Raw genomic sequence first — 20,088 nt, 5'->3', positions numbered from 1 at the left:
CCCCGATGATCCGGCGGGCCCGGCCCGCCAGCCGCGAAGGAGACCGTTGTGACACTGCCCGAAGGATTGAGCCAAGGCGTCTGGACACTGGACATGTCCCACAGCGAAGTCGGCTTCAGCGTCCGCCACGCCGGCATCAGCAAGGTCCGGGGCCGCTTCAATGAGGCGACGGCGGAGGCCCGTGTCGGTGAGTCCCTGCCGGACTCCAGCCTGCATGCCAGCATCAAGACCGCCAGCTTTGATTCCGGAGACGCAAACCGCGACGCGCACGTCCGCGGAGCCGATTTCTTCGACGTCGAAAAGTATCCGGAGATGACGTTCCGCGCCCAGGGCATCAGGGGCGACGGCGAGGATTACGTGCTGACCGGTGACCTCACCATCCGGGACGTTACCCGGCCGGTGGATTTGGAAGTCGAGTTCACCGGAGTTGCCGTGGACCCATTCGGCGCCACCCGTGCCGGGTTCAGCGCGGAAGCGGACATCAGCCGCAAGGAATTCGGCCTAACCTGGAACGCCGCGCTCGAAACCGGCGGCCTGCTGGTCAGTGACAAGGTCAAGATCAATGTCGAAGCCGCAATGGTCAAGCAGGCCTAGCCGGCCGGTTCCGCAGGATTCAGAAGAGCAGCAGCACAAAGCCGCCGACCGTGGACAGGATCCCCACCCCGGTGAGGATCCAGCCGAGGGTCCAGGCCGCATTGTCGTGCTTTGGCGGGGTCAGCCCCCAGCGCGAGGGGTGGCACACATCGTAGAACAGCTCGACGTCGGTGCCCACCACCAGGCCGCCCGACTCGGCCGCCGGCAGCAGGGACCGGTGGCCGGCGTCGGAGTGGTCCGTCCAGCTGTAGCCGGTGAATCCGCCCGCGCTGATAACTGTCCCGGTGGTCCCGGTCCACTGGCACCGGCGCCGGCGACGAATCCAGCCCCACACCAGAAGCGGCAGGCCCAGGACGAAACCCACCCACGTCATGACTTCGAGAATGGGACCAAGAAGGTCTCCGATGGTTGTCATCTGCGTCTCCCGGGCGCGATCAGGGCAAGCTTCAGGAGTGCAGGCATGGTCCAAGTATTATGCCCTTCCGTGCGTTCGCAAAGCGCCGGGCGCCGTGCCGGGGCGGCCCGGGGGATTTCAGGAATTTCTCAGGGTGAACCCCTAGGCCGGAATGGGCTCCGGCGGGGGAGAATGGAGCCATGAAGACACTGCTGAACATCATCTGGCTGCTCTTCGGCGGCCTCTGGCTTTCGCTTGGCTACTTCGCGGCCGGTATCGTCTGCTGCCTGCTGATAGTGACCATTCCGTGGGGGCTGGCGTCGTTCCGGATCGCGAACTATGCGCTGTGGCCCTTCGGACGAACCGTGGTGGACCGCCCCGGTGGAACGGGCGTGTTTTCGCTGCTGGGGAATGTCATCTGGCTCCTCGTCGCCGGTATCTGGATTGCCATTGGCCACGTGGTCACCGCCATTGCAATGGCCGCCACCATCGTGGGCATCCCGCTTGCCATCGCCAACCTCAAGCTGATTCCGGTCTCGCTGATGCCGCTTGGCAAACAGGTCGTCCCAAGTGACCGGCCCTTTGCGACGAGCTACAGCAAGGCCTACCGCTAGTCCCTTTCAGAGCAGGAGTCCCGAGATGTCCGAGCACGTCAGCGCAGGTCCGGCCAGGTCCGGGCAGGGAACCGCCCCGGCTGCAGCAGAGGACCTGATGCTGGTGGTCACCCGCGAATTCCAGACGCCCATCGCCCGGGTGTGGTCCGCCTTGACGGACCCGGACCAAGCTGCGGAATGGTGGGGGCCGCGGGGATTCCACACTCCACGGGACAGCATCGATGCGGATCTGGAAATCGGCGGACTCTACCGGGCCTGCATGATCCAGGACAGAACCGGCGAGCAACACTGGTGGAGCGGCGTCCACACAGACATCGAACCGCCCCATCTCTTCGTCTTCACCCATGCCTGGGACCGGGCGGACGGAACCCGAGGCTTCGAGACCGAGGTGACGTTCCAGCTGGAAGAGATCGACGGCGGCACCAGGATGACGTTCTTCCAGGGACCTTTCGACAGTATCGACAACAGAGACGCTCAAGGCGTCGGCTGGCGTCAGTCCTTCGACCGACTCGCCGGACACCTCCGCCGCGGTACCTGAACGGATCCGGACGCCGCGGCTGGAGCCTGGCCACCGGGTTTTTGGCTAGGGCTGCGTCTCGCCCTTGAGGTTTCGCCGTGCAGGCTCCAGCCACAGTTCCCTGCCGCGCCGGGTATGGAACAGCGGGTCCAGCTGCAGGAGGTGGCGGACGACGCCGGCGCGTCCGGCGGCGAAGTCGTCGTCGCCGATGTGCGCAAAGTCCTCCCGGACGGCGGCCAGATACCGGGCATAGGCTGCCGGGGTTCCGCCCAGCACCGAGAGGTCGGCGTCGCTGAGCAGTGCTGCATCGTCATCGCCGGGCTCCGGCCGGTGGTCCGCAGTCATCCGTACCAGCCGGCCAACTTCCTCCACCTCAGCCGGACGAAGGCCGGCATGGGCCAGACGGTCCTCGGCGAGCCGGGCCGACTCCTCCTCGTCCTGGCCGGCGACCCCCCGATAAACCGCGTCGTGGAACCAGGCGGCGAGCAACACGGTCCGAGGCGGCTCCGCAGGCCCGGTGAGGAGGTCCAACGCCTCAAGGACCGCCAGGAGGTGCGTGCGGCCGTGATACTTCCGGTGCTCCTCGCCCCAGCGATCCAGCAGGTCCAGGAACAGGGCGTCGTGGCCGGGGAGGGTCCCGTTCCACCGGGTCAGCAGGGGCAGCTTGAGTGAGCCGCTGCGCCGCCGGGCCGGGATCCGCAGCCCGCTGGCGATCAGCTTCCGGACCAGGATCCGCCCCTCCACCGGGATGGCTCCGGCCGCCACTAGGGAGCTGTAGCGGGCCTCGGCGACGTCGTAGTGGTCGCCGTCGAACGCCCTGTCCGGAATGCCCGCGGCCGCAGCAAAGTCGTGCAGTTCCGCCAGCGAGGCGTCCGAGACCAGATGCGAGAAGTGCGTTCCGTGTGCAGGCCAGAGCGGCGGATCGAGGTAGATGGCCATGACGGAAGTCTAATCCGGCCGCCGGTCAGTCCTGTGGGACATCGGCGGCGGCAGCGTCCGACCCGTCGTTCTGCCGGCCCCGCGCACGCCTAGGCTTGGACCGCACGCCGTCGCCCCTTTCGTTCAGTCGGGTTTCGTGTTCGGCCGCTGCAATGGCCTCGGGGGTAATGTCGTCTCCGGAATTCCAGGCCTTGATCGCGGCCCAGGCCACAGCCACCAAGGGGACGGCAAGGATCGCGCCGATGATGCCGGCGAGGATGGTGCCGGCCGTTAGGGCCAGCAGAATCACCAGGGCATGGACGCTGAGGGCCTGGCCCATCACCACGGGCTGCAGGAAGTTCCCCTCCAGCTGGTTGACTGCGATCACAACGATGATAACGATCAGGGCCGCGACCGGGCCGTTGGCAACCAGCGCGACAAGGGCCGCGAGCGTGCCGGCAAGGGTAGCGCCGATCAGCGGGATAAAGGCGCCAATGAAGGTCAGTGCGGCCAGCGGCAGCGCGAGCGGAACGCCCATTATTACCAGAGCCAGGCCAATAAAAAAGGCGTCGACCAGGGCCACTATGGATGTTCCGCGCACGTAGCCGCCGAGCACGTTCAGGCTGCGCTCCCCGGCACGGCGTGCCTTCACCAGGTTCGGGCCCTTGAACGCCCGCAGCACAAAGGCCCAGATGCTCTGGCCGTCTTTGAGGAAAAAGAACAGGATGACAGCCATCAGGAGGGCCCCGGTGATGACGTTGCCGGCCGCACTGAGCCCGGAAATGGCGCCCGCGCCCACGGTGCTGCTGGTGGCGAAATCGACGACGGCGTCCCGCGCCTGCTGGATCTGCTGGTCATCAACCGGGATCGGACCCGTACGAATAAATGCGTGAACCCGGTCGAAGCCCTCCGTGGCCTTGCTGGCCAGTTGGTCGGCCTGGCTGACGACGGCGACCACGATGCCCGTGATGACAGCGCCGAACGCGATCAGGAGCGCCAGGAACGAGACTGTGGTGGCGGCGGTGCTGGGCCAGCCCCGGCGGCGCAGCCAGTGGACGAAGGGTGCGATCGCGGCGGCGAGGATCAGGGCCAGCAGCGCGGGAATCACCACGAGGCGCACCTGGATCAGGGCATAGACCACCACCACTGACAGGACCAGCAGCAGGAGGACCTGTGCGGTCCTGATGCTGGCGCGGCCCAGGCTGTCGCTCCAGGGGGTTGTCTGTTCCGGACTGCCCATGCTGTTTTTCTCTCCCACTCTCGGATGGTCATCTTACTTACCAACCGTCTCACAGCCGGAGGGTGCAGGCCGGGGGACCGGCCGGGCAATCAGGTAGCGGCGGGCCGGATGTTCTGGTTGCCGCGAAACGTGTTCTCCGGATCGAACTCCAGTTTCACCTGGGCCAGCCGGTTGTAGTTCTCCTCGCCGAAGGCTGCCCGGACCCGGTCCTGGCCTTCGTCGCCGACGAAGTTCAGCCAGACGCCGCCCGTGGCATAGGGGGAGATGTCCTGGCGGAACTTCTTCACCCAGGCCTTGGCCACCTGGCCGCCTTCCGGTGTTTCCTCCAGCCCGAACGGGTGCGAGACCCACCTGGCGTTGCGGTTCTGCAGCGGTGGCTGGCAACCAGAAGTTGGGAGTGGGGGCCGGGCAGGTTCTGCGCTGACTCCACGAGCACGTCCAGGGCGGTGTCCGGCAACTCGTTGTGGTAATCGGCGCTCCAGTAGTTGTACAGGTTTGGCGGGTCGTCGATCATGCACTGGAAATCGGCATAGTTCATTTCGCTGACCAGATCCACTGCCGGGCCCAACTCCCGGAACGGCGCAGCGTGTTCAGCACCGTCAGTGGGGTCTCCCGCATAAAGATAGGCGATCCCTACTCCTTGTTTCCCCACCATCCCGGCTGGAACGAACGGTTCCGGCGGTGCCGTCAGGAACACCAGGGCAGTGCCCACGGCGTCGGGGGCGGCAAGGCAAAGTTCGCGGTAGGCGCGGCTGATCTCGGTCGAGGCATCGCCGGGCCAGAGCATCAGGCCCGCCTGAACCCCAGGACCAAGGTGGTGCAGGCGGAACGTGAACTCGGTGGCGATGCCGAAATTGCCTCCGCCGCCGTGGAGGGCCCAGAACAGCTCGGGGTTCTCCTGGGCGCTGGCGGTCACCCGCTCTGCGGAGGCTGTCACGAGCTTGACGGAAAGCAGGTTGTCGCAGGCGAAGCCGTAGGAGCGCTCGAGCCACCCCGAACCGCCGCCCAGTGTGAATCCCGCGACGCCGGTGGTGGAAGCCCGCCCGCCGGTGCAGGCGAGGCCGTGTTCCTGCGTGGCCCGGTCGAACTCTCCCCACGTCACGCCGGCTCCCACCGTCACCGTCTTGTTGTCCGGGTCCACCGAGATTGACCTCATCGGCCGGACGTCGACTACCAAACCGTCGTCATTGGTTGACATACCGGCAACGGAATGCCCGCCAGCGCGGACGGCAACGGCCAGGCTGTTGTCCTTGGCGTACTGCAAAGCCTCGGCCACCTCGCCCGGGTCCGCACATTGGGCGATGACGGCCGGGCGCCGATCGATCATCGCGTTGAAAAGTTTGCGTGTTTCGTCGTAGTCCGGGTTCTCCGGCCTGACCCATTTCATGGCGCTGCTCCTTGGACGACCGAGGCTCCACCCCTCGCAAAGATTTTAGGCCCAACAACAGCGCCCAAGCTATGGGGCCCGGCTTCGAAGAACCTGCCGGGCGTCAGTCTGGGTTTTCGATTTTGCGCCCAAATACCAACTGAAGATCCGCAAGCGCGGGCTAGAGTAGCCCTATGCCTAATATTCGCGTTTCCGAGGTGGCCCGGCTGCTGGGTGTTAGTGATGACACCATCCGGCGCTGGACCGAAAACGGAAGCCTGACCCCGCACAAGGACGACGCCGGGCGCCACGCCGTGGACGGGCTGGAACTCGCGCGGCTCGCCCGGGAGCAGGCCCAGCTTCCCGATGACCCGGCCAGAGCGGGCAGCTCGGCCCGCAACCGCTTCGTTGGCCTCGTCACAGCAATCACCGCCGACACCGTTATGGCCCAGGTGGAACTGCAGTGCGGGCCGTTCCGCGTGGTGTCGCTGATGAGCAGCGAAGCTGTGCACGAACTGGGGCTGGAACTTGGCTCTGTCGCCACTGCCGTTGTTAAGGCCACCACGGTGATCCTGGAGACGCCGCGCGGTAAGGGCGCCGTATGAGGCGGGGCCCGACTCCGGGCCTGGCGGCATGGCGGACTGTTGTCCTGCGGTATGCCGTCGCGCTGATCACGGCCGGGGTGCTGGCGGCCGGCCTTTCGGGCTGCGCCGCTGCCGGGTCAGGGTCCGGCGGGGACGCGAACAGGACCCTGACCGTCTTCGCCGCGGCATCCCTGAAGCCAACGTTTACCTCACTTGCTGCCGACTTCGAGGCCAGCCATCCCGGCACCGCCGTCAGGCTCAGCTTCGCCGGTTCGTCCGACCTCGCCACCCAGATCAGCCAGGGTGCGCCAGCGGATGTTTTCGCCTCCGCGGACACCGCTAACATGGCCAAACTTGCCGACGCATCGCTTCTGGCCGGGGCTTCCCGGAACTTCGCCAGCAACATCCTCACCATCGCCGTGCCGCCGTCGAATCCGGCGGCCGTCGATTCCTTGGAGGATCTCGCCCGGCCCGGCGTGAAGCTGGTCATCTGCGCCGCCCAGGTTCCGTGCGGCGCCGCCGCGAAGACGGTTGAAAGGGTCGCCGGCGTGGCGCTGCGGCCGGTCAGCGAGGAATCGTCCGTCACCGATGTGCTGGGCAAGGTCAGCTCGGGCCAGGCTGACGCCGGGCTGGTGTACGTTACCGACGTCAGGGCGGCGGGGGGCAAGGTGCAGGGCATCGATTTTGCCGCCGCCCGGGAAGCGGTCAATACCTATCCGGTAGCTACCGTTGCTGCGAGTCGGAACCAGGAACTGGCGGCCGAATTCATTGCCTTTGTGACCGGCGTCGAAGGCCAGAAGGTCCTCGCCGACGCCGGCTTCGGGGCCCCGCAGCCGTGATGGCCCGCCCCACCAGCCCTGCCGGTGCCGGCCCTGCCGGTGCCCGCCCTGCAGGCCGGGGACGCGCAGTACGGCAGCCGTCCGGCTTCAGCGGGATGCCCGCATGGATTTTCGCCGCCGCGGCGGCGGGTGCCCTGTTGGTCCTCTTGCCCCTCGCGGCCATGGCTGCCCGGGTTAACTGGGCTCAGTTCATCCCCTTGGTTACCTCCGAGGCATCGCTGACGGCGCTGGGGTTAAGCCTGCGGACCGCAGCCGCGAGCACTGCCCTGTGCATTGTCTTCGGTGTCCCGCTGGCGCTGGTCCTGGCGCGGGGCGATTTTCCCGGCCAGCGCCTGCTCCGCGCCTTTGTGCTGCTGCCCTTGGTGCTACCGCCGGTGGTAGGCGGGATTGCGCTGCTCTACACCTTCGGCCGCCAGGGTCTTTTGGGAAGGAGCCTGGAGCTCGCCGGGATCCAGATCGCCTTTTCCACTGCGGCCGTGATTCTGGCCCAGACGTTTGTGGCGCTGCCCTTCCTGGTAGTCAGCCTGGAAGGTGCACTGCGCAGCGCCGGAACCAGGTACGAGGCGGTCGCTGCCACCCTGGGCGCCAGCCCCGGTACCGTCCTGCGCCGCGTCACCATGCCGCTGGTGCTGCCCGGACTTGCCTCCGGAGCGGTGCTGTCCTTCGCCCGAAGTCTGGGCGAGTTCGGTGCCACCCTGACGTTCGCCGGCAGCCTGCAGGGCGTCACCCGCACCCTGCCGCTGGAAATCTACCTGCAGCGGGAAACCGACGCCGACGCCGCCGTGGCCCTGTCCATGGTCCTCGTTGCGGTGGCCGTGATCGTCGTCGGGCTCTCATACCGGCGTCCCCGCGCCGTCCAGACTCCGGCGGGGACTGCACGGTGACCTTCCGGCTTGAGGCAACGGTGGCTGCCCGGGATTTCAAGGTCTCGCTCAGCGTTGGGGCAGGGGAAACTGTGGCGATTCTCGGTCCCAACGGCGCCGGTAAATCCACGCTGCTGGCCGTGATCGCCGGCCTGCTCCGCCCGGATACTGGCAGCGCCTCCCTCGGCGGGCAGCAACTTTTTGACCTCGACGCCAAGGCCTCGGTCTGGACGGCACCGCACCGCCGGGGGACCGCCCTGCTGGCGCAGGACGCCCTGCTGTTTCCCCACTTGAGTGCCCTGGACAACGTCGCTTTCGGCCCCCGCAGTGCAGGCGCTTCGCCGGGGCAGGCCAGAAGAACGGCGCGGCACTGGCTGCAGGAAGTGGGGGCCGCCGAGCTCGCCGACCGTCGCCCCGGGCAGCTCTCTGGCGGGCAGGCCCAACGGGTCGCCGTGGCCAGGGCGCTGGCGGCCGGGCCGGAGCTGCTGTTAATGGACGAACCGATGGCGGCCCTGGATATTCACGCCGCACCACTGCTGCGGCGGCTCCTCAAGCGTGTGCTGGCCGGGCGCCGGGCCATCATCGTCACCCACGACGTCCTGGACGCCCTGATTCTCGCGGACCGCGTGATCGTCCTGGAGGACGGCAGGGTCAGCGAGGACGGGCCCACCCGCGCGGTGCTCCAGCGTCCGCGCAGCAGCTTCGCGGCCGGCCTCAGCGGGCTGAACCTGCTCGCCGGCACGATCACGGCGGCGGGCCTGCGGACGCCCGAGGGGCTGGAAATCGCAGGCCAACATGATGACGCCGAAGACGGCGGGACTGACGACGCCGGTCGTGTCGGCGGCCGCGGCGCCGGCAGCGCCGGGGTGGCTGCATTCGCCCCGTCGGCAGTTTCGGTCTTTCCGGAGCTACCGCACGGCAGCCCGCGAAACGCGTTTCCGGTGGTGGTCACTGAACTCGAACCGCACGGGGACCAGATCCGGGTCCGTGCCGGCGGGCTCGCCGCGGACATCACCCCGGCGGCCTCGGCGGACCTGGGCCTGGTCCCGGGGGCCGTGGCCTACTTTGTGATCAAGGCCGCCGCCGTCGCGATTTACCCGGTCTAACCGCGGCCGGGCCGAACGCGCTCGGGCCGGCCGCGGCGGCTTAGCCACCGCACGTTAGTCGGATGCGGGCCTCACCGGGTGGCCGCTGACGATGGAGACGCGGTTGAAGGCATTCATCGTGATCGCGAGCCAGCTGACGGCGGCGAATTCATCGTCGGACAGGTGTTTCCGGGCCGCTGCGCCGGCCTGCTCACGGGTCCCGGCGTCGGAAATGTTCGTAATGGTTTCGGCGAGGGCCAGGGCGGCGCGTTCTTTGTCGTTGAAGATCCCGGTATCGCGCCACGCCGGAAGGACGGCGATGCGTTGCGAGGATTCGCCATTGGCCAAGGCATCCCGGACGTGCAGGTCGAGGCAAAAAGCGCAGCCATTGATCTGTGAGACGCGGACGTTGAGCAACTCAATGAGCCCGCGCTCCAGTCCAGCCGCGTCGGCCGACTCCTTGGCCTTGAGCCCGAGTCCGTTGAGCGCGCGCCAGGCGGCCGGATCGGCCTTGTCCAGGAACAGCCGGCGGTGGGTGTCGTGCGGGCCTTGCGCGTTCTCATCCATGGTTCACAGGATACCGACGGCGGACGGCGAAGCACGAAGCGTGACAGATTTGTCATATTCGTGACAGAATCGTTGATGGAGTGAAGTGCGGCGCCGCGGCCGGTTCCTTGGGGGAGCCGGCCGCGTCCGCAGCAGCCCCGCCGTCGTCATCTGCACGATTGGCCGCCACCGCAACGGCCACCGCGACAGCGGACGCACAGCGCGACGGTGGCGCCCCCTGGCTCACGTTCACCGGTCTCGTCCGCCGCCCCGCCCGGAGCCGCTGCCCGGCCGCCTTGCCCGCGGGGAGCTCAGAATTCGCCGATGGGATAGTGTGCTATGAGACAGTGACCGGGCTCACTTGTTTGGGGGAGAGTGTTGGTGACTTGATAGCGTCGAAAGCCGCGCACAACTCGAAAAGACACCCAGCCGGACGCACGCCGTCCGGGTCTCGCACGCCAGCAAGGCCCCGCCGGTACCAGTAACAGCTGCGGAATCTGCGTCCGCACCGCAGCGTGAAAACTGAAATGGGCCCCCAATGAGCCAGCCAGCACCGCCGAGTACGGACTTGTCCGGGACTCCTGAAAATCCTCCGCCCGGCGCCGCCAGCGCCACCCCTCCGGAACGCCGGACCCGGGTCAACAAAACAGTATTTTTTGGTTCCGCCATTGGCGTTCTTGCCATTGCACTCTGGGCCATCCTTGCCAAGGACAACGCCGAAGCCGTGATCGGCTCGTTGGTCGGGTGGGTATCGACCAATATGGGGTGGTACTACTTCCTGATCGTCACCGCCGCTGTGGTGTTTGTTGTGATCATCGCAATGTCCAAGGTGGGCAAAACCAAGTTGGGGCCTGATCATTCCAAGCCCCAGTTCGGAATGTTTACCTGGGCCGCGATGCTCTTTGCCGCCGGGATCGGTATCGACCTGATGTTTTTCTCGGTCTCCGAGCCGGTCAGCCAGTACCTTGCACCGCCAACGGGTGAAGGCAGTACCGCTGATGCCGCCCGACAGGCCCTGGTCTGGACCTTGTTCCACTACGGCATCACCGGCTGGGCCCTCTACGCACTAATGGGTTTGGCGCTGGGCTACTTTGCCTACCGGCACAACCTCCCGCTGAGCATCCGGTCAGCCCTGTACCCGATCTTCGGAAAGAAGATCGAGGGTCCCATCGGCCATGCAGTGGACATCGCAGCGCTGTTGGGTACGATCTTCGGCATCGCGACCTCGCTGGGGATCGGCGTGGTCCAGCTCAACTACGGCCTCACCTTTATGTTCGGTGTCCCGGAAAACCTCGGCGTCCAGATCGGCCTGATAGCCCTGTCCGTGGTGATGGCGACGGTATCCGTGGTTTCCGGTGTGGAGAAGGGCATCCGACGGATGTCAGAGCTGAACGTGATCCTCGCCGTCGGCCTGATGCTCTTTGTGCTGGTCACCGGCAAAACGAGTTTCCTGATGGACGGCATCGTGCAGAACATCGGCGACGTGATCAGCCGTTTCCCGGGCATGACCCTGGATACCTTCGCCTACGACCGCCCCACGGACTGGCTGAACGCCTGGACCTTGTTCTTCTGGGCCTGGTGGATCGCCTGGGCGCCGTTTGTGGGACTCTTCCTCGCCCGGATCTCGCGCGGGCGCACGATCCGCCAGTTCGTGGTGGGCACCATGACCGTGCCGTTCCTGTTTATTCTGCTGTGGATCTCCATCTTCGGAAACTCCAGCCTGGACCTCATCATGGGCGGTAATGCCGCGTTCGGCGAGATCGCGATGAACAACCCGGAACGGGGCTTCTACAGCCTGCTCGCCGAATTCCCGGCAGTGCCTATCAGCGCGGCGGTGGCCACCTTCACCGGGCTGCTCTTCTATGTGACTTCCGCGGACTCCGGCGCACTGGTGATGTCCAACTTCACCTCACACCTCAAGGACGCCGACTCCGACGGTCCCAAGTGGATGCGCGTCTTCTGGGCAGTTGTCACCGGCCTGCTGACCCTGGCCATGCTGATGGTCGGAGGTGTGACCACGTTGCAGAACGCCACCATCATTATGGGACTGCCACTGTCGCTGCTGCTGGTGTTCATTATGCTGGGGCTGTTCAAGGCCCTGCGTGTGGAAGCATCCCTGACGGACAGTTTCCGGGCCAGCCTGCCCGGCATGATTGCCGGCCGGGCCGGCGTCGAACACCGCGACGGTCTGAACTGGCGCCAGCGGCTGACCCGGGCCATGAGCTACCCGGGACGACGGCAGGCCAACCGCTTCGTGGAGACAGTGGCCCTCCCGGCCCTGCGCGAAGTCAGTGCCGAGCTTGTCTCCCAGGGTGCCGGGGCCGAGGTCTCCGTGACGGAGGTCGACACGATCAGGATCAACAGTGTGGACCTGGCGGTTGCTATGGGCGACGAGCGGGCCTTCAAGTACCAGGTCTACCCGGTGCAGTACGAGACGCCGTCCTACGCCACCCGCAGCACCGGCTCCGGCGACCACTACTACCGGATGGAAGTCTTTGCCCTGGAAGGCAGCCACGGGTACGACCTGATGGGTTACACCAAGGAGCAGGTCATCACCGATGTGCTGGACCACTACGAGCAACATCTGCAGTTCCTCCATTCAAACCGTGCCGAGCCCGGCAATACGGTCCTGATCGAGGAACACGCAGCAAAAGATAATTGGGAAGCCGATTTCGAACCCCAGGAGGAAAACAAATGAGCGCGGAAACGCTATTCATCGACGGTACGTGGACGGCAGCAGCCGACGGTGACACCCGGGAGATCCGGTGCCCGGCGGACGGCGAAGTCGTCGGCGTTGTGTCCGAAGCTGCTGCTGCGGACGCGGTCCGGGCGATCGCGTCCGCGCGGAAGTCGTTCGACGGCGGCGAATGGGCTGGTACCTCGGCGCTGGAGCGCGGGTCGTTCCTGCTCCGTGTCGCCGCCCGGCTGCGTGAGCGGAAGGCAGAATTTGCCCGCGCCGAAACACTGGACACCGGCAAACGCCTGGTGGAAAGTGAAATCGACATCGACGACATCGCCAACTGCTTCGAATACTTCGGCAAGCTCTCCGGGCAGGACTCCGGCCGGGTAGTCGACGCCGGCACCAGCTCGGTGATCAGCCGGATCGAGTACGAGCCGGTGGGTGTGTGCGCCTTGATCGCTCCGTGGAACTACCCGCTCCTGCAGGCAGCGTGGAAGATTGCGCCAGCGCTGGCCGCCGGTTGCAGCTTCATCCTCAAGCCGAGCGAACTAACGCCGCACACCGCCATTCTGATGGTGGACGTCCTGGACGAACTGGGACTCCCAAACGGTGTCGCGAACCTGGTCCTTGGAGCGGGCGGCGTCGTCGGACCGGTCCTGACCGGAAGCCCGGATGTGGACATGGTCTCCTTTACCGGCGGTTTGGAAACAGGCAAGACCATTGCTGCTTCGGCGGCCGCGACGGTAAAAAAGGTAGCGCTCGAACTCGGCGGCAAGAACCCGAACATTATTTTTGCCGACGCCGATTTCGACGCAGCGCTGGACAACGCCCTGAACGCCGCTTTTGTGCATTCCGGCCAGGTCTGCTCTGCCGGTGCCCGCCTGATCGTTGAAGAATCGATCGCGGAGCGCTTTGTGGATGAACTCGTTCGCCGTGCCGGCCAGATCCGCCTCGGCGGACCCTTCGACCCCGAGGCTGAAACCGGGGCGCTGATCTCCGCTGCCCACCGGGACAAAGTCACCGCCTACGTGGACAAGGGCATCGCCGAAGGCGCACGGCTGCGGTGCGGCGGAAAGTGGGGCGAGGGCGACCTTGCCAAGGGTTTCTACTACCTGCCCACCATTTTGGACCAGGTTACCAGCGGGATGTCGGTGCTGCGCGATGAGGCTTTTGGCCCGGTCGTCACCGTGGAGACGTTCAGCAGCGAAGCCGAGGCCATCAGGCTTGGCAACGACACCGACTACGGACTCGCCGGCGCGGTCTGGTCCCAGGATGCCGGAAAAAGCCAGCGGGTGGCACGCAAGCTGAGGCATGGCACCATCTGGATCAACGACTTCCACCCCTACCTGCCGCAGGCGGAGTGGGGCGGCTTCGGCCAGTCCGGCGTGGGCCGCGAGCTTGGCCCCACCGGCCTGGCGGAGTACCAAGAGTCCAAACATGTCTATCACAACACCGATCCGCAGGTCACCGGCTGGTTCGCTGACCACAACGGGGGGAAGTAGCACATGACGGATCTGAACAACACCGAATTCGACTACCTTGTGATCGGCGGCGGCTCCGCCGGGGCCGCCGTGGCATCGCGCCTCAGCGAGGACCCCGCGGTGCAGGTTGCCCTCGTGGAAGCCGGGCCGGATGACCGCGGCAACGACGTGATCCTCCGGCTGGACCGTTGGATGGAACTGCTGGAATCCGGCTACGACTGGGACTACCCCATCGAGGAGCAGGAAAACGGCAACTCCTTTATGCGCCACGCCCGCGCCAAGGTCATGGGCGGCTGTTCCAGCCACAACTCCTGCATCGCGTTCTGGGCGCCCCGGGAGGACATTGACGAGTGGGAGCAGAAATTCGGCGCCGCCGGCTGGAACGCCGAGATGGCGTACCGGCTCTACAAAAAGCTCGAAACCAACGAGGATGCCGGAGCTGAAGGTCAGCACCACGGCGACAGCGGCCCGGTGCACCTGATGAACGTCCCGCCCTCGGACCCCAGCGGCAAGGCACTGCTGGCGGCCTGCGAAAAGTCTGGTCTTCCTCAGGTGCGGTTCAACTCCGGCGAAACAGTCATCAACGGGGCGAACTTCTTCCAGATCAACCGGCAAGCCGACGGCACCCGCGCATCGTCGTCGGTGTCCTATATCCACCCGATCATGGATCGTAAAAACTTCACGCTGCTGACCGACCTCCGGGCCCGCAAATTGAACTTCGACGCCGATAACCGGTGCACCGGCGTCGACGTGGTGGATAACAGTTTCGGCAAGACCCAAACGCTGACGGCGCGCGCGGAAGTGATCCTCTCCGCGGGGGCGATTGACTCCCCGAAGCTCCTGATGCTCTCCGGGATCGGGCCGGCCGCGCAGTTGGAAGAATTCGGCATCGAGGTCCGCGTGGATTCCCCCGGCGTCGGCGAGCACCTGCAGGACCACCCGGAAGGTGTCATCCAGTGGGAAGCCAAGCAGCCCATGCCGGAGACGTCCACCCAGTGGTGGGAAATCGGGATCTTCGCCGCCACGGAGGAAGGGCTGGACCGCCCGGACCTGATGTTCCACTACGGCTCCGTACCGTTCGACATGCACACCCTGCGCCAGGGATTCCCGACGACGGAAAACGGCTTTTGCCTGACACCTAACGTCACCCATGCACGGTCCCGCGGCACCGTTAAGCTGCGCAGCAGCGACTACCGGGACAAGCCGAGGGTGGATCCGCGTTACTTCACCGACCCGCACGACATGCGGGTGATGGTAGCCGGAATCCGCAAGGCCCGCGAGATTGTGGCGCTCCCGGAAATGGCGGAGTGGGCCGGCCGGGAGCTCTACCCTGGCGAAGCGATCCAGAGCGACGCGGAGATCACCGATTACATCCGCAAAACACACAACACCGTCTACCACCCGGCGGGCACGGTCCGGATGGGTGCCGTGGACGATGTCCTCTCGCCGCTGGATCCGGAGCTTCGGGTCAAAGGCGTCACCGGCCTGCGGGTGGCCGATGCCTCGGTGATGCCGGAACTGACCACGGTGAACCCCAACATCACCACCATGATGATCGGGGAGCGTTGCGCCGAGCTGGTCAAGGAAGCGCGGCTCGCCTAGATCCCGCTGCGGGGGCGTCCTGTTCGCGCTGCCGGACCACGACGCCGGTCCGGCGGCGGCGCGAACAGGGCCGCGGCAAGCGCCGCGCCCGCGCGCATCATTGAGGTGAGCTAGACCCGTTGGGGGACATGTCCACTCCTCTGGCCAGCCTGTGGGCATGTTGCATTATGTCCATGGGTGCGGCGGTAGGTGGGACATGTCCACTCCCGCGTGCCCATTCCGTGGGACATGTCCACACTTGGGTTGCGGACTGAACTTTACTCCGCGACCTGGGTCAGGCCCGTACCCGTGCGCCAGTGGACATGCCCGATCTCCGCGTCCGATCCCCGGGGGGCATGTCCAGCCCCGGGCCCGGAGGGGGGGCATATTGGGAACATGTCCATTGGTGCGGCGCTGGAAAGGGCATGTCCCAAGGGGGTGCGCCGCTCCGGGGGGACTCTGGCCCTAGACAGCAGTTTCGCCGTCGGCAAACATGGAGCCAAAGGGACTGCGCACAAAGTTGAGCGGAGTAGACTCAACTTTAATATCAGCATTTTTCCCGGAAGGAGCTCTCTTTGGACGCGAAATTCACCACCAAGAGCCAGGAGGCTCTTGCGGCAGCCGCCATGAACGCCTCGACGGCGGGCAATCCCCAGCTCGAACCCGCCCACCTGCTGAAGGCGCTGATGGACCAGCGCGAGGGGGTCGCTGTTGCACTCCTGCGCGCAACGGGCACGGACCCGGATTCGGTCAGTGTCCAGGCCAGCTCCACCATCAAAGCGCTGCCGTCCACCTCCGGCGGTTCGGTGCAGCAGCCGCAGTTGTCCCGCACCGCGCTGCAGGCAATCAAGAACGCCCAGAACGAGGCCGAGCGGCTGGGCGACTCCTTTGTCTCCACCGAACACCTCCTGCTGGGGCTCGCCTCCGGAAGTGACGCCGTCGGCAAGCTGATGCGCGACGCCGGCGCCTCGCACGAGGCCCTGCTCGCCGCACTGCCGGGTGTCCGCGGCGACCGGAAGGTGGACAGCGCCGACCCCGAAAACACCTTCCAGGCGCTGGAGAAGTACGGTACCGACCTTACGGCGATTGCCCGCTCCGGCAAGCTGGACCCTGTCATTGGCCGCGACGCAGAGATCCGGCGCATCATCCAGGTGCTGAGCCGCCGGACCAAAAACAACCCGGTCATCATCGGCGAGCCCGGCGTCGGCAAGACCGCCGTCGTCGAAGGCCTCGCCCAGCGGATCGTCGCCGGCGACGTCCCCGAAAGCCTGCGCGGCAAGACCCTGATCGCCCTGGACCTCGCCTCGATGGTGGCCGGCGCCAAGTACCGCGGCGAATTCGAGGAACGGCTCAAAGCGGTCCTGGAGGAGATCAAGGGATCCGACGGCCAGATCGTCACGTTCATTGACGAGATCCACACCGTGGTGGGCGCCGGCGCCTCCGGGGATAGCTCCATGGACGCCGGGAACATGCTCAAGCCCATGCTCGCGCGGGGTGAGCTCCGGCTGATCGGCGCGACCACGCTGGACGAGTACCGCGAAAACATCGAAAAGGACCCCGCGCTGGAACGCCGCTTCCAGCAGGTCTTCGTCGGGGAGCCCAGTGTGGAGGACACCATCGGCATCCTGCGCGGACTCAAGGAACGCTACGAAGCCCACCACAAGGTCGCCATCGCCGACTCCGCCCTCGTCGCTGCTGCCACGCTCTCCAACCGCTACATCTCCGGGCGGCAGCTGCCGGACAAGGCGATCGACCTCGTGGACGAGGCCGCGTCCCGGCTGCGGATGGAAATCGATTCCGCCCCGGAGGAGATCGACCAGCTGCGACGGTCGGTGGACCGCCTGACCATGGAGGAGTTGGCCCTGGCCAAGGAGACTGATCCCGCGTCCGTGGAGCGGCTTGCCGCCATCCGGGCGGACATGGCTGACAAAAAGGAAATGCTCGCCGGGCTCAACGCCCGCTGGGAGGCGGAGAAGGCGGGCCTGAACCGGGTCGGCGATCTTAAGGCCAGGATTGACGAACTGCGCTCCGCGGCCGAAAAGTACCAGCGCGAAGGCGACCTCGAAGCCGCTTCCCGGATCCTTTATGGTGAACTTCCCGCCCTGGAGCGTGAACTCAACGAAGCTGCCGAGGCCGAGTCGGCCCGGGTGGCCGGCGGTGGTGCCAAGCATGACCTTATGGTTGCCGAAGAGGTGACCGCCGATGACATCGCCGAGGTCATCTCCGCTTGGACGGGCATCCCGGCCGGACGTATGTTGCAGGGCGAGAGCCAGAAACTGCTGGACATGGAGCACGTCCTGGGCGTGCGGCTGATTGGCCAGGCCAAGGCCGTCACCGCGGTCTCCGACGCCGTCCGCCGCGCCCGCGCGGGGATCAGCGACCCGAACAGGCCCACCGGTTCCTTCCTGTTCCTGGGCCCCACCGGCGTCGGCAAGACCGAGCTGGCAAAAGCCCTGGCCGACTTCCTCTTCGACGACGAACGCGCCATGGTGCGGATCGACATGTCCGAATACTCGGAGAAGCATTCCGTCGCGCGCCTCGTCGGAGCGCCTCCCGGCTACGTTGGCTACGAGGAGGGCGGACAGCTGACCGAGGCCGTCCGCCGCCGGCCCTACTCGGTGCTCCTGCTCGATGAGGTGGAGAAGGCCCACCCGGAAGTGTTCGACATCCTGCTGCAGGTGCTCGACGACGGCCGCCTCACCGACGGCCAGGGGCGCACCGTGGACTTCCGGAACGTGATCCTGGTGCTGACCTCCAACCTGGGCAGCCAGTTCCTGGTGGACCCCACCCTGGACGCGAACGCCAAGCGCGAGGCCGTGATGGCCACCGTGCACGCCTCCTTCAAGCCCGAGTTCCTGAACCGGCTCGACGAGGTGGTGCTGTTCGATCCGCTCAGCGTCGAGGAGCTGTCCCGGATCGTGGAACTGCAGGTCAAGGAACTCGGCGAACGGCTCAAGGGCCGCCGCCTCAACCTGGAAGTGACCGAAGGCGCCAGGGCCTGGCTCGCCGTCACCGGCTTCGACCCGGCCTATGGTGCCCGCCCCCTTCGCCGCCTGGTGCAGCGCGAAATCGGCGACCGGCTCGCCAAAGCCATCCTGGCCGGCGAGATCACGGACGGTGACACCGTTCTGGTGGATACCGCCCCGGACCTGACCCAGCTCACCACGGGCGGTGCCGAAGCGTCGGACCGGCCCGACGGCGGCGCCGCCACCGGCCACGGTCTCTCCGTCCGCCGGAAAGAATAGCGCCCCACCGCCTCTAGCGCGGCCGTAAGCACCAACTGCCAGCCGGACCTTTCTCCGGCTGGCAGTTCGTGTGAGGGCCAAAAAATCCCGGCGGACCGGGGTGCCGCTAGGGAATCAGCGATTCCATGATGGTGTTCCCGGACTCTATGGCCACGTAGCAGTCCACACGACGGTCGCCTTTGTCCCAGCTAGTGGAGCTCGGGTACGCGAGCCTGTAGCCGAGCAGATAGTCGGACTCCTTCGGCGCCAGCGATGCGGTTTTGCAGGTGTCCAGGGCCTTTTGCTTGAGCGCGTCCCGTCCCGGGTAGGAGTCCGCGTCAGCGTAGCGCGCGACGGCGACCAACTGGGCGGAGTGGCCGGAGCTGCACTCGACGACCGTTGACGTCTGAGCTTCCGGGTCGAAATCCTTGAAGCAGTCTCCAAGCTGGAAATCCAACGGGCCTACACCCTCCAGCGGGAGCGGCCCACGGCTTGCCGGCGCCGACGGGGCGCTGGCAGCGGGCGAGGCATCCGCAGCGGGCTGCTGGGTGCCGCCGCCCAACGACGTCAGCCACCAGATCAGCGCGCCCGCAAGGACGACTGCGGCCGCGGCTGCGCCGATCCTGGCGGGACGCTGCCGGCGAACCCACCCGCCAAGCCGCCTGGCGTTCTTCGCGGCGGCCTTCCCTGCCCCTGCGAGGGTTGTGCCGGCTGTTCCCGCGGCTTCCCCGGCCCCTCGAGGCGCACCCGCGCCGGCTTCCCCGGCACCTCGAGGCGCGCCCGCGCCGGCTTCCCCGGCGTCGGGCCGGTTAACCGGCGGAACGGACGGGCGGACGGGGGGCGGGAGCGGCGCCGCTGGCGGCACGACCGGTGTGCCGGAGGTAGGCGGCGACGAGGGCCTCGGGGGGACCGGCCGCTCGCCGGATCCACCGGCCGGGCGAACCCCGGGTGTGCCGGCGTCCCCGGGCCTTTCGTTCTCTTCGGTCACTGAGAATTCACCACTTTCGTGCGTTTTTGCCGGGGCCGGACGTCCGGCGGAGGGGACCGTTTCCGGGAGCCCACAACGGAACTCTATCTAAGATGTTGGCCCGGCTGCATGCCGCCGGGTGACCGATAGGGGTGGCGGCGCACGCCACACTGTCCACGGCTGTTGCCGCGGGGAGCAGTTACCGCTGAAAGCATGTAATCTAGGTGTACGACAAATTGACCAAACATTCCGGGGCCTCACTAACGCCAATGGTGACCACCTCCGGTCCGAGTACAAAAAGGGGGTCACGCCATGGGGCGCGGCCGTCAAAAGGCAAAAGCTACCAAGCAGGCTCGGGACATCAAGTACTACTCCCCGAACACTGACTACACTGCCCTTCAGCGTGAGCTCAAGAGCTCTGAAGTTCGTGCACCGAGTCGATTCTCGGCTGAGCCAGTGGAGCCGGACTATTCGGCCTACGTGGATAAGTACGCGGACGATGTGGAAGAGGACGACGACGAGGTAGATTCCCGTCGGATAGGTTAGTCGAAACTTCCTTCCGGCATGCTCCTCCGATTGCGGATTGCCGACCACA

At 66.3% G+C, this 20,088-nt stretch carries 19 protein-coding genes; 12 read left to right on the top strand and 7 right to left on the bottom strand.

Going from position 1 to position 20,088, the window contains the following annotated elements; translation table 11 throughout:
• The first annotated feature begins 48 nt into the window (after positions 1-48).
• Entirely contained in the window at positions 49-594 is a 546-nt protein-coding gene (locus QK287_RS01755; RefSeq protein WP_226775320.1) for a YceI family protein, read from the top strand.
• A 19-nt stretch (positions 595-613) separates the two neighbouring features.
• Here the strand turns inward: QK287_RS01755 and QK287_RS01750 are convergent, their stop codons facing one another.
• Positions 614-1,009: a hypothetical protein gene (locus QK287_RS01750; RefSeq protein ID WP_282358879.1), complete on the bottom strand. Its 396-nt coding sequence runs from the start codon at positions 1,007-1,009 to the stop codon at positions 614-616.
• 179 nt (positions 1,010-1,188) lie between these two features.
• On the opposite strand from QK287_RS01750, the gene QK287_RS01745 reads away from it, so the two are divergent.
• Both QK287_RS01745 and QK287_RS01740 read left to right on the top strand, forming a co-directional pair.
• Entirely contained in the window at positions 1,189-1,602 is a 414-nt protein-coding gene (locus QK287_RS01745; RefSeq protein WP_282358878.1) for a YccF domain-containing protein, read from the top strand.
• A gap of 25 nt (positions 1,603-1,627) precedes the next feature.
• Positions 1,628-2,140: an SRPBCC domain-containing protein gene (locus QK287_RS01740; protein ID WP_282358876.1), complete on the top strand. Its 513-nt coding sequence runs from the start codon at positions 1,628-1,630 to the stop codon at positions 2,138-2,140.
• Positions 2,141-2,185: 45 nt separating this feature from the next.
• Here the strand turns inward: QK287_RS01740 and QK287_RS01735 are convergent, their stop codons facing one another.
• The 4 genes from QK287_RS01735 to QK287_RS01720 all read right to left on the bottom strand — a co-directional run bounded on the left by QK287_RS01735 (position 2,186) and on the right by QK287_RS01720 (position 5,664).
• Positions 2,186-3,058, bottom strand: a complete 873-nt coding sequence (locus QK287_RS01735) for a DUF4031 domain-containing protein (RefSeq protein ID WP_282358875.1) — start codon at positions 3,056-3,058, stop codon at positions 2,186-2,188.
• Between the two features lie 25 nt (positions 3,059-3,083).
• Complete coding sequence (locus tag QK287_RS01730; RefSeq protein ID WP_282358874.1) at positions 3,084-4,277, bottom strand: AI-2E family transporter; 1,194 nt, start codon at positions 4,275-4,277, stop codon at positions 3,084-3,086.
• A gap of 89 nt (positions 4,278-4,366) precedes the next feature.
• On the bottom strand, positions 4,367-4,579 hold the full coding sequence (locus QK287_RS01725) for a BBE domain-containing protein (protein WP_282358873.1): 213 nt from the start codon (positions 4,577-4,579) through the stop codon (positions 4,367-4,369).
• Positions 4,561-5,664: an FAD-binding oxidoreductase gene (locus QK287_RS01720; RefSeq protein WP_282358871.1), complete on the bottom strand. Its 1,104-nt coding sequence runs from the start codon at positions 5,662-5,664 to the stop codon at positions 4,561-4,563. Before QK287_RS01720 ends, QK287_RS01725 begins: the two co-directional genes overlap by 19 nt.
• Positions 5,665-5,837: 173 nt before the next feature.
• Between QK287_RS01720 and QK287_RS01715 the strand changes: the two genes are divergently transcribed.
• The 4 genes from QK287_RS01715 to QK287_RS01700 all read left to right on the top strand — a co-directional run bounded on the left by QK287_RS01715 (position 5,838) and on the right by QK287_RS01700 (position 9,035).
• Positions 5,838-6,248: a TOBE domain-containing protein gene (locus QK287_RS01715; protein ID WP_282358870.1), complete on the top strand. Its 411-nt coding sequence runs from the start codon at positions 5,838-5,840 to the stop codon at positions 6,246-6,248.
• The gene (modA, locus tag QK287_RS01710) at positions 6,245-7,066 is read left to right on the top strand and encodes a molybdate ABC transporter substrate-binding protein (protein WP_282358869.1); all 822 of its coding nucleotides are present in this window, start codon (positions 6,245-6,247) and stop codon (positions 7,064-7,066) included. The genes QK287_RS01715 and modA overlap by 4 nt, the downstream gene beginning before the upstream one ends.
• A 95-nt stretch (positions 7,067-7,161) precedes the next feature.
• On the top strand, positions 7,162-7,950 hold the full coding sequence (locus QK287_RS01705) for an ABC transporter permease (protein WP_226775329.1): 789 nt from the start codon (positions 7,162-7,164) through the stop codon (positions 7,948-7,950).
• Positions 7,947-9,035, top strand: a complete 1,089-nt coding sequence (locus QK287_RS01700) for an ATP-binding cassette domain-containing protein (protein ID WP_282358867.1) — start codon at positions 7,947-7,949, stop codon at positions 9,033-9,035. The genes QK287_RS01705 and QK287_RS01700 overlap by 4 nt, the downstream gene beginning before the upstream one ends.
• Before the next feature lie 54 nt (positions 9,036-9,089).
• On the opposite strand, the gene QK287_RS01695 is transcribed toward QK287_RS01700, so the two are convergent.
• A complete protein-coding gene (locus QK287_RS01695) occupies positions 9,090-9,581 on the bottom strand; it encodes a carboxymuconolactone decarboxylase family protein (protein ID WP_226775331.1) in 492 nt (163 codons plus the stop codon).
• A gap of 517 nt (positions 9,582-10,098) precedes the next feature.
• Between QK287_RS01695 and betT the strand changes: the two genes are divergently transcribed.
• From betT to clpB, 4 genes are all read left to right on the top strand, one after another.
• Positions 10,099-12,258 carry a choline BCCT transporter BetT gene (gene betT / locus QK287_RS01690; protein ID WP_226775332.1) on the top strand — a complete coding sequence of 720 codons (2,160 nt, stop codon included), beginning with the start codon at positions 10,099-10,101 and terminating at the stop codon, positions 12,256-12,258.
• Positions 12,255-13,742, top strand: coding sequence for an aldehyde dehydrogenase family protein (locus QK287_RS01685; RefSeq protein ID WP_282358863.1), 1,488 nt, complete (start codon positions 12,255-12,257; stop codon positions 13,740-13,742). Before betT ends, QK287_RS01685 begins: the two co-directional genes overlap by 4 nt.
• 3 nt (positions 13,743-13,745) lie before the next feature.
• Positions 13,746-15,323: a GMC oxidoreductase gene (locus tag QK287_RS01680; RefSeq protein WP_282358861.1), complete on the top strand. Its 1,578-nt coding sequence runs from the start codon at positions 13,746-13,748 to the stop codon at positions 15,321-15,323.
• 554 nt (positions 15,324-15,877) lie between these two features.
• Positions 15,878-18,547, top strand: a complete 2,670-nt coding sequence (clpB, locus tag QK287_RS01675) for an ATP-dependent chaperone ClpB (protein ID WP_282358859.1) — start codon at positions 15,878-15,880, stop codon at positions 18,545-18,547.
• Positions 18,548-18,653: 106 nt separating this feature from the next.
• On the opposite strand, the gene QK287_RS01670 is transcribed toward clpB, so the two are convergent.
• Positions 18,654-19,391 carry a septum formation family protein gene (locus QK287_RS01670; RefSeq protein ID WP_282358857.1) on the bottom strand — a complete coding sequence of 246 codons (738 nt, stop codon included), beginning with the start codon at positions 19,389-19,391 and terminating at the stop codon, positions 18,654-18,656.
• A 414-nt stretch (positions 19,392-19,805) separates the two neighbouring features.
• On the opposite strand from QK287_RS01670, the gene QK287_RS01665 reads away from it, so the two are divergent.
• Positions 19,806-20,039: a DUF3073 domain-containing protein gene (locus tag QK287_RS01665; protein ID WP_226775337.1), complete on the top strand. Its 234-nt coding sequence runs from the start codon at positions 19,806-19,808 to the stop codon at positions 20,037-20,039.
• Positions 20,040-20,088: the final 49 nt, after the last annotated feature.

It is taken from the genome of Arthrobacter sp. AL05 (genome assembly GCF_029960715.1).
Taxonomy (GTDB): Bacteria; Actinomycetota; Actinomycetes; order Actinomycetales; family Micrococcaceae; genus Arthrobacter.
This window is presented reverse-complemented; position numbering and strand designations above follow the sequence as displayed.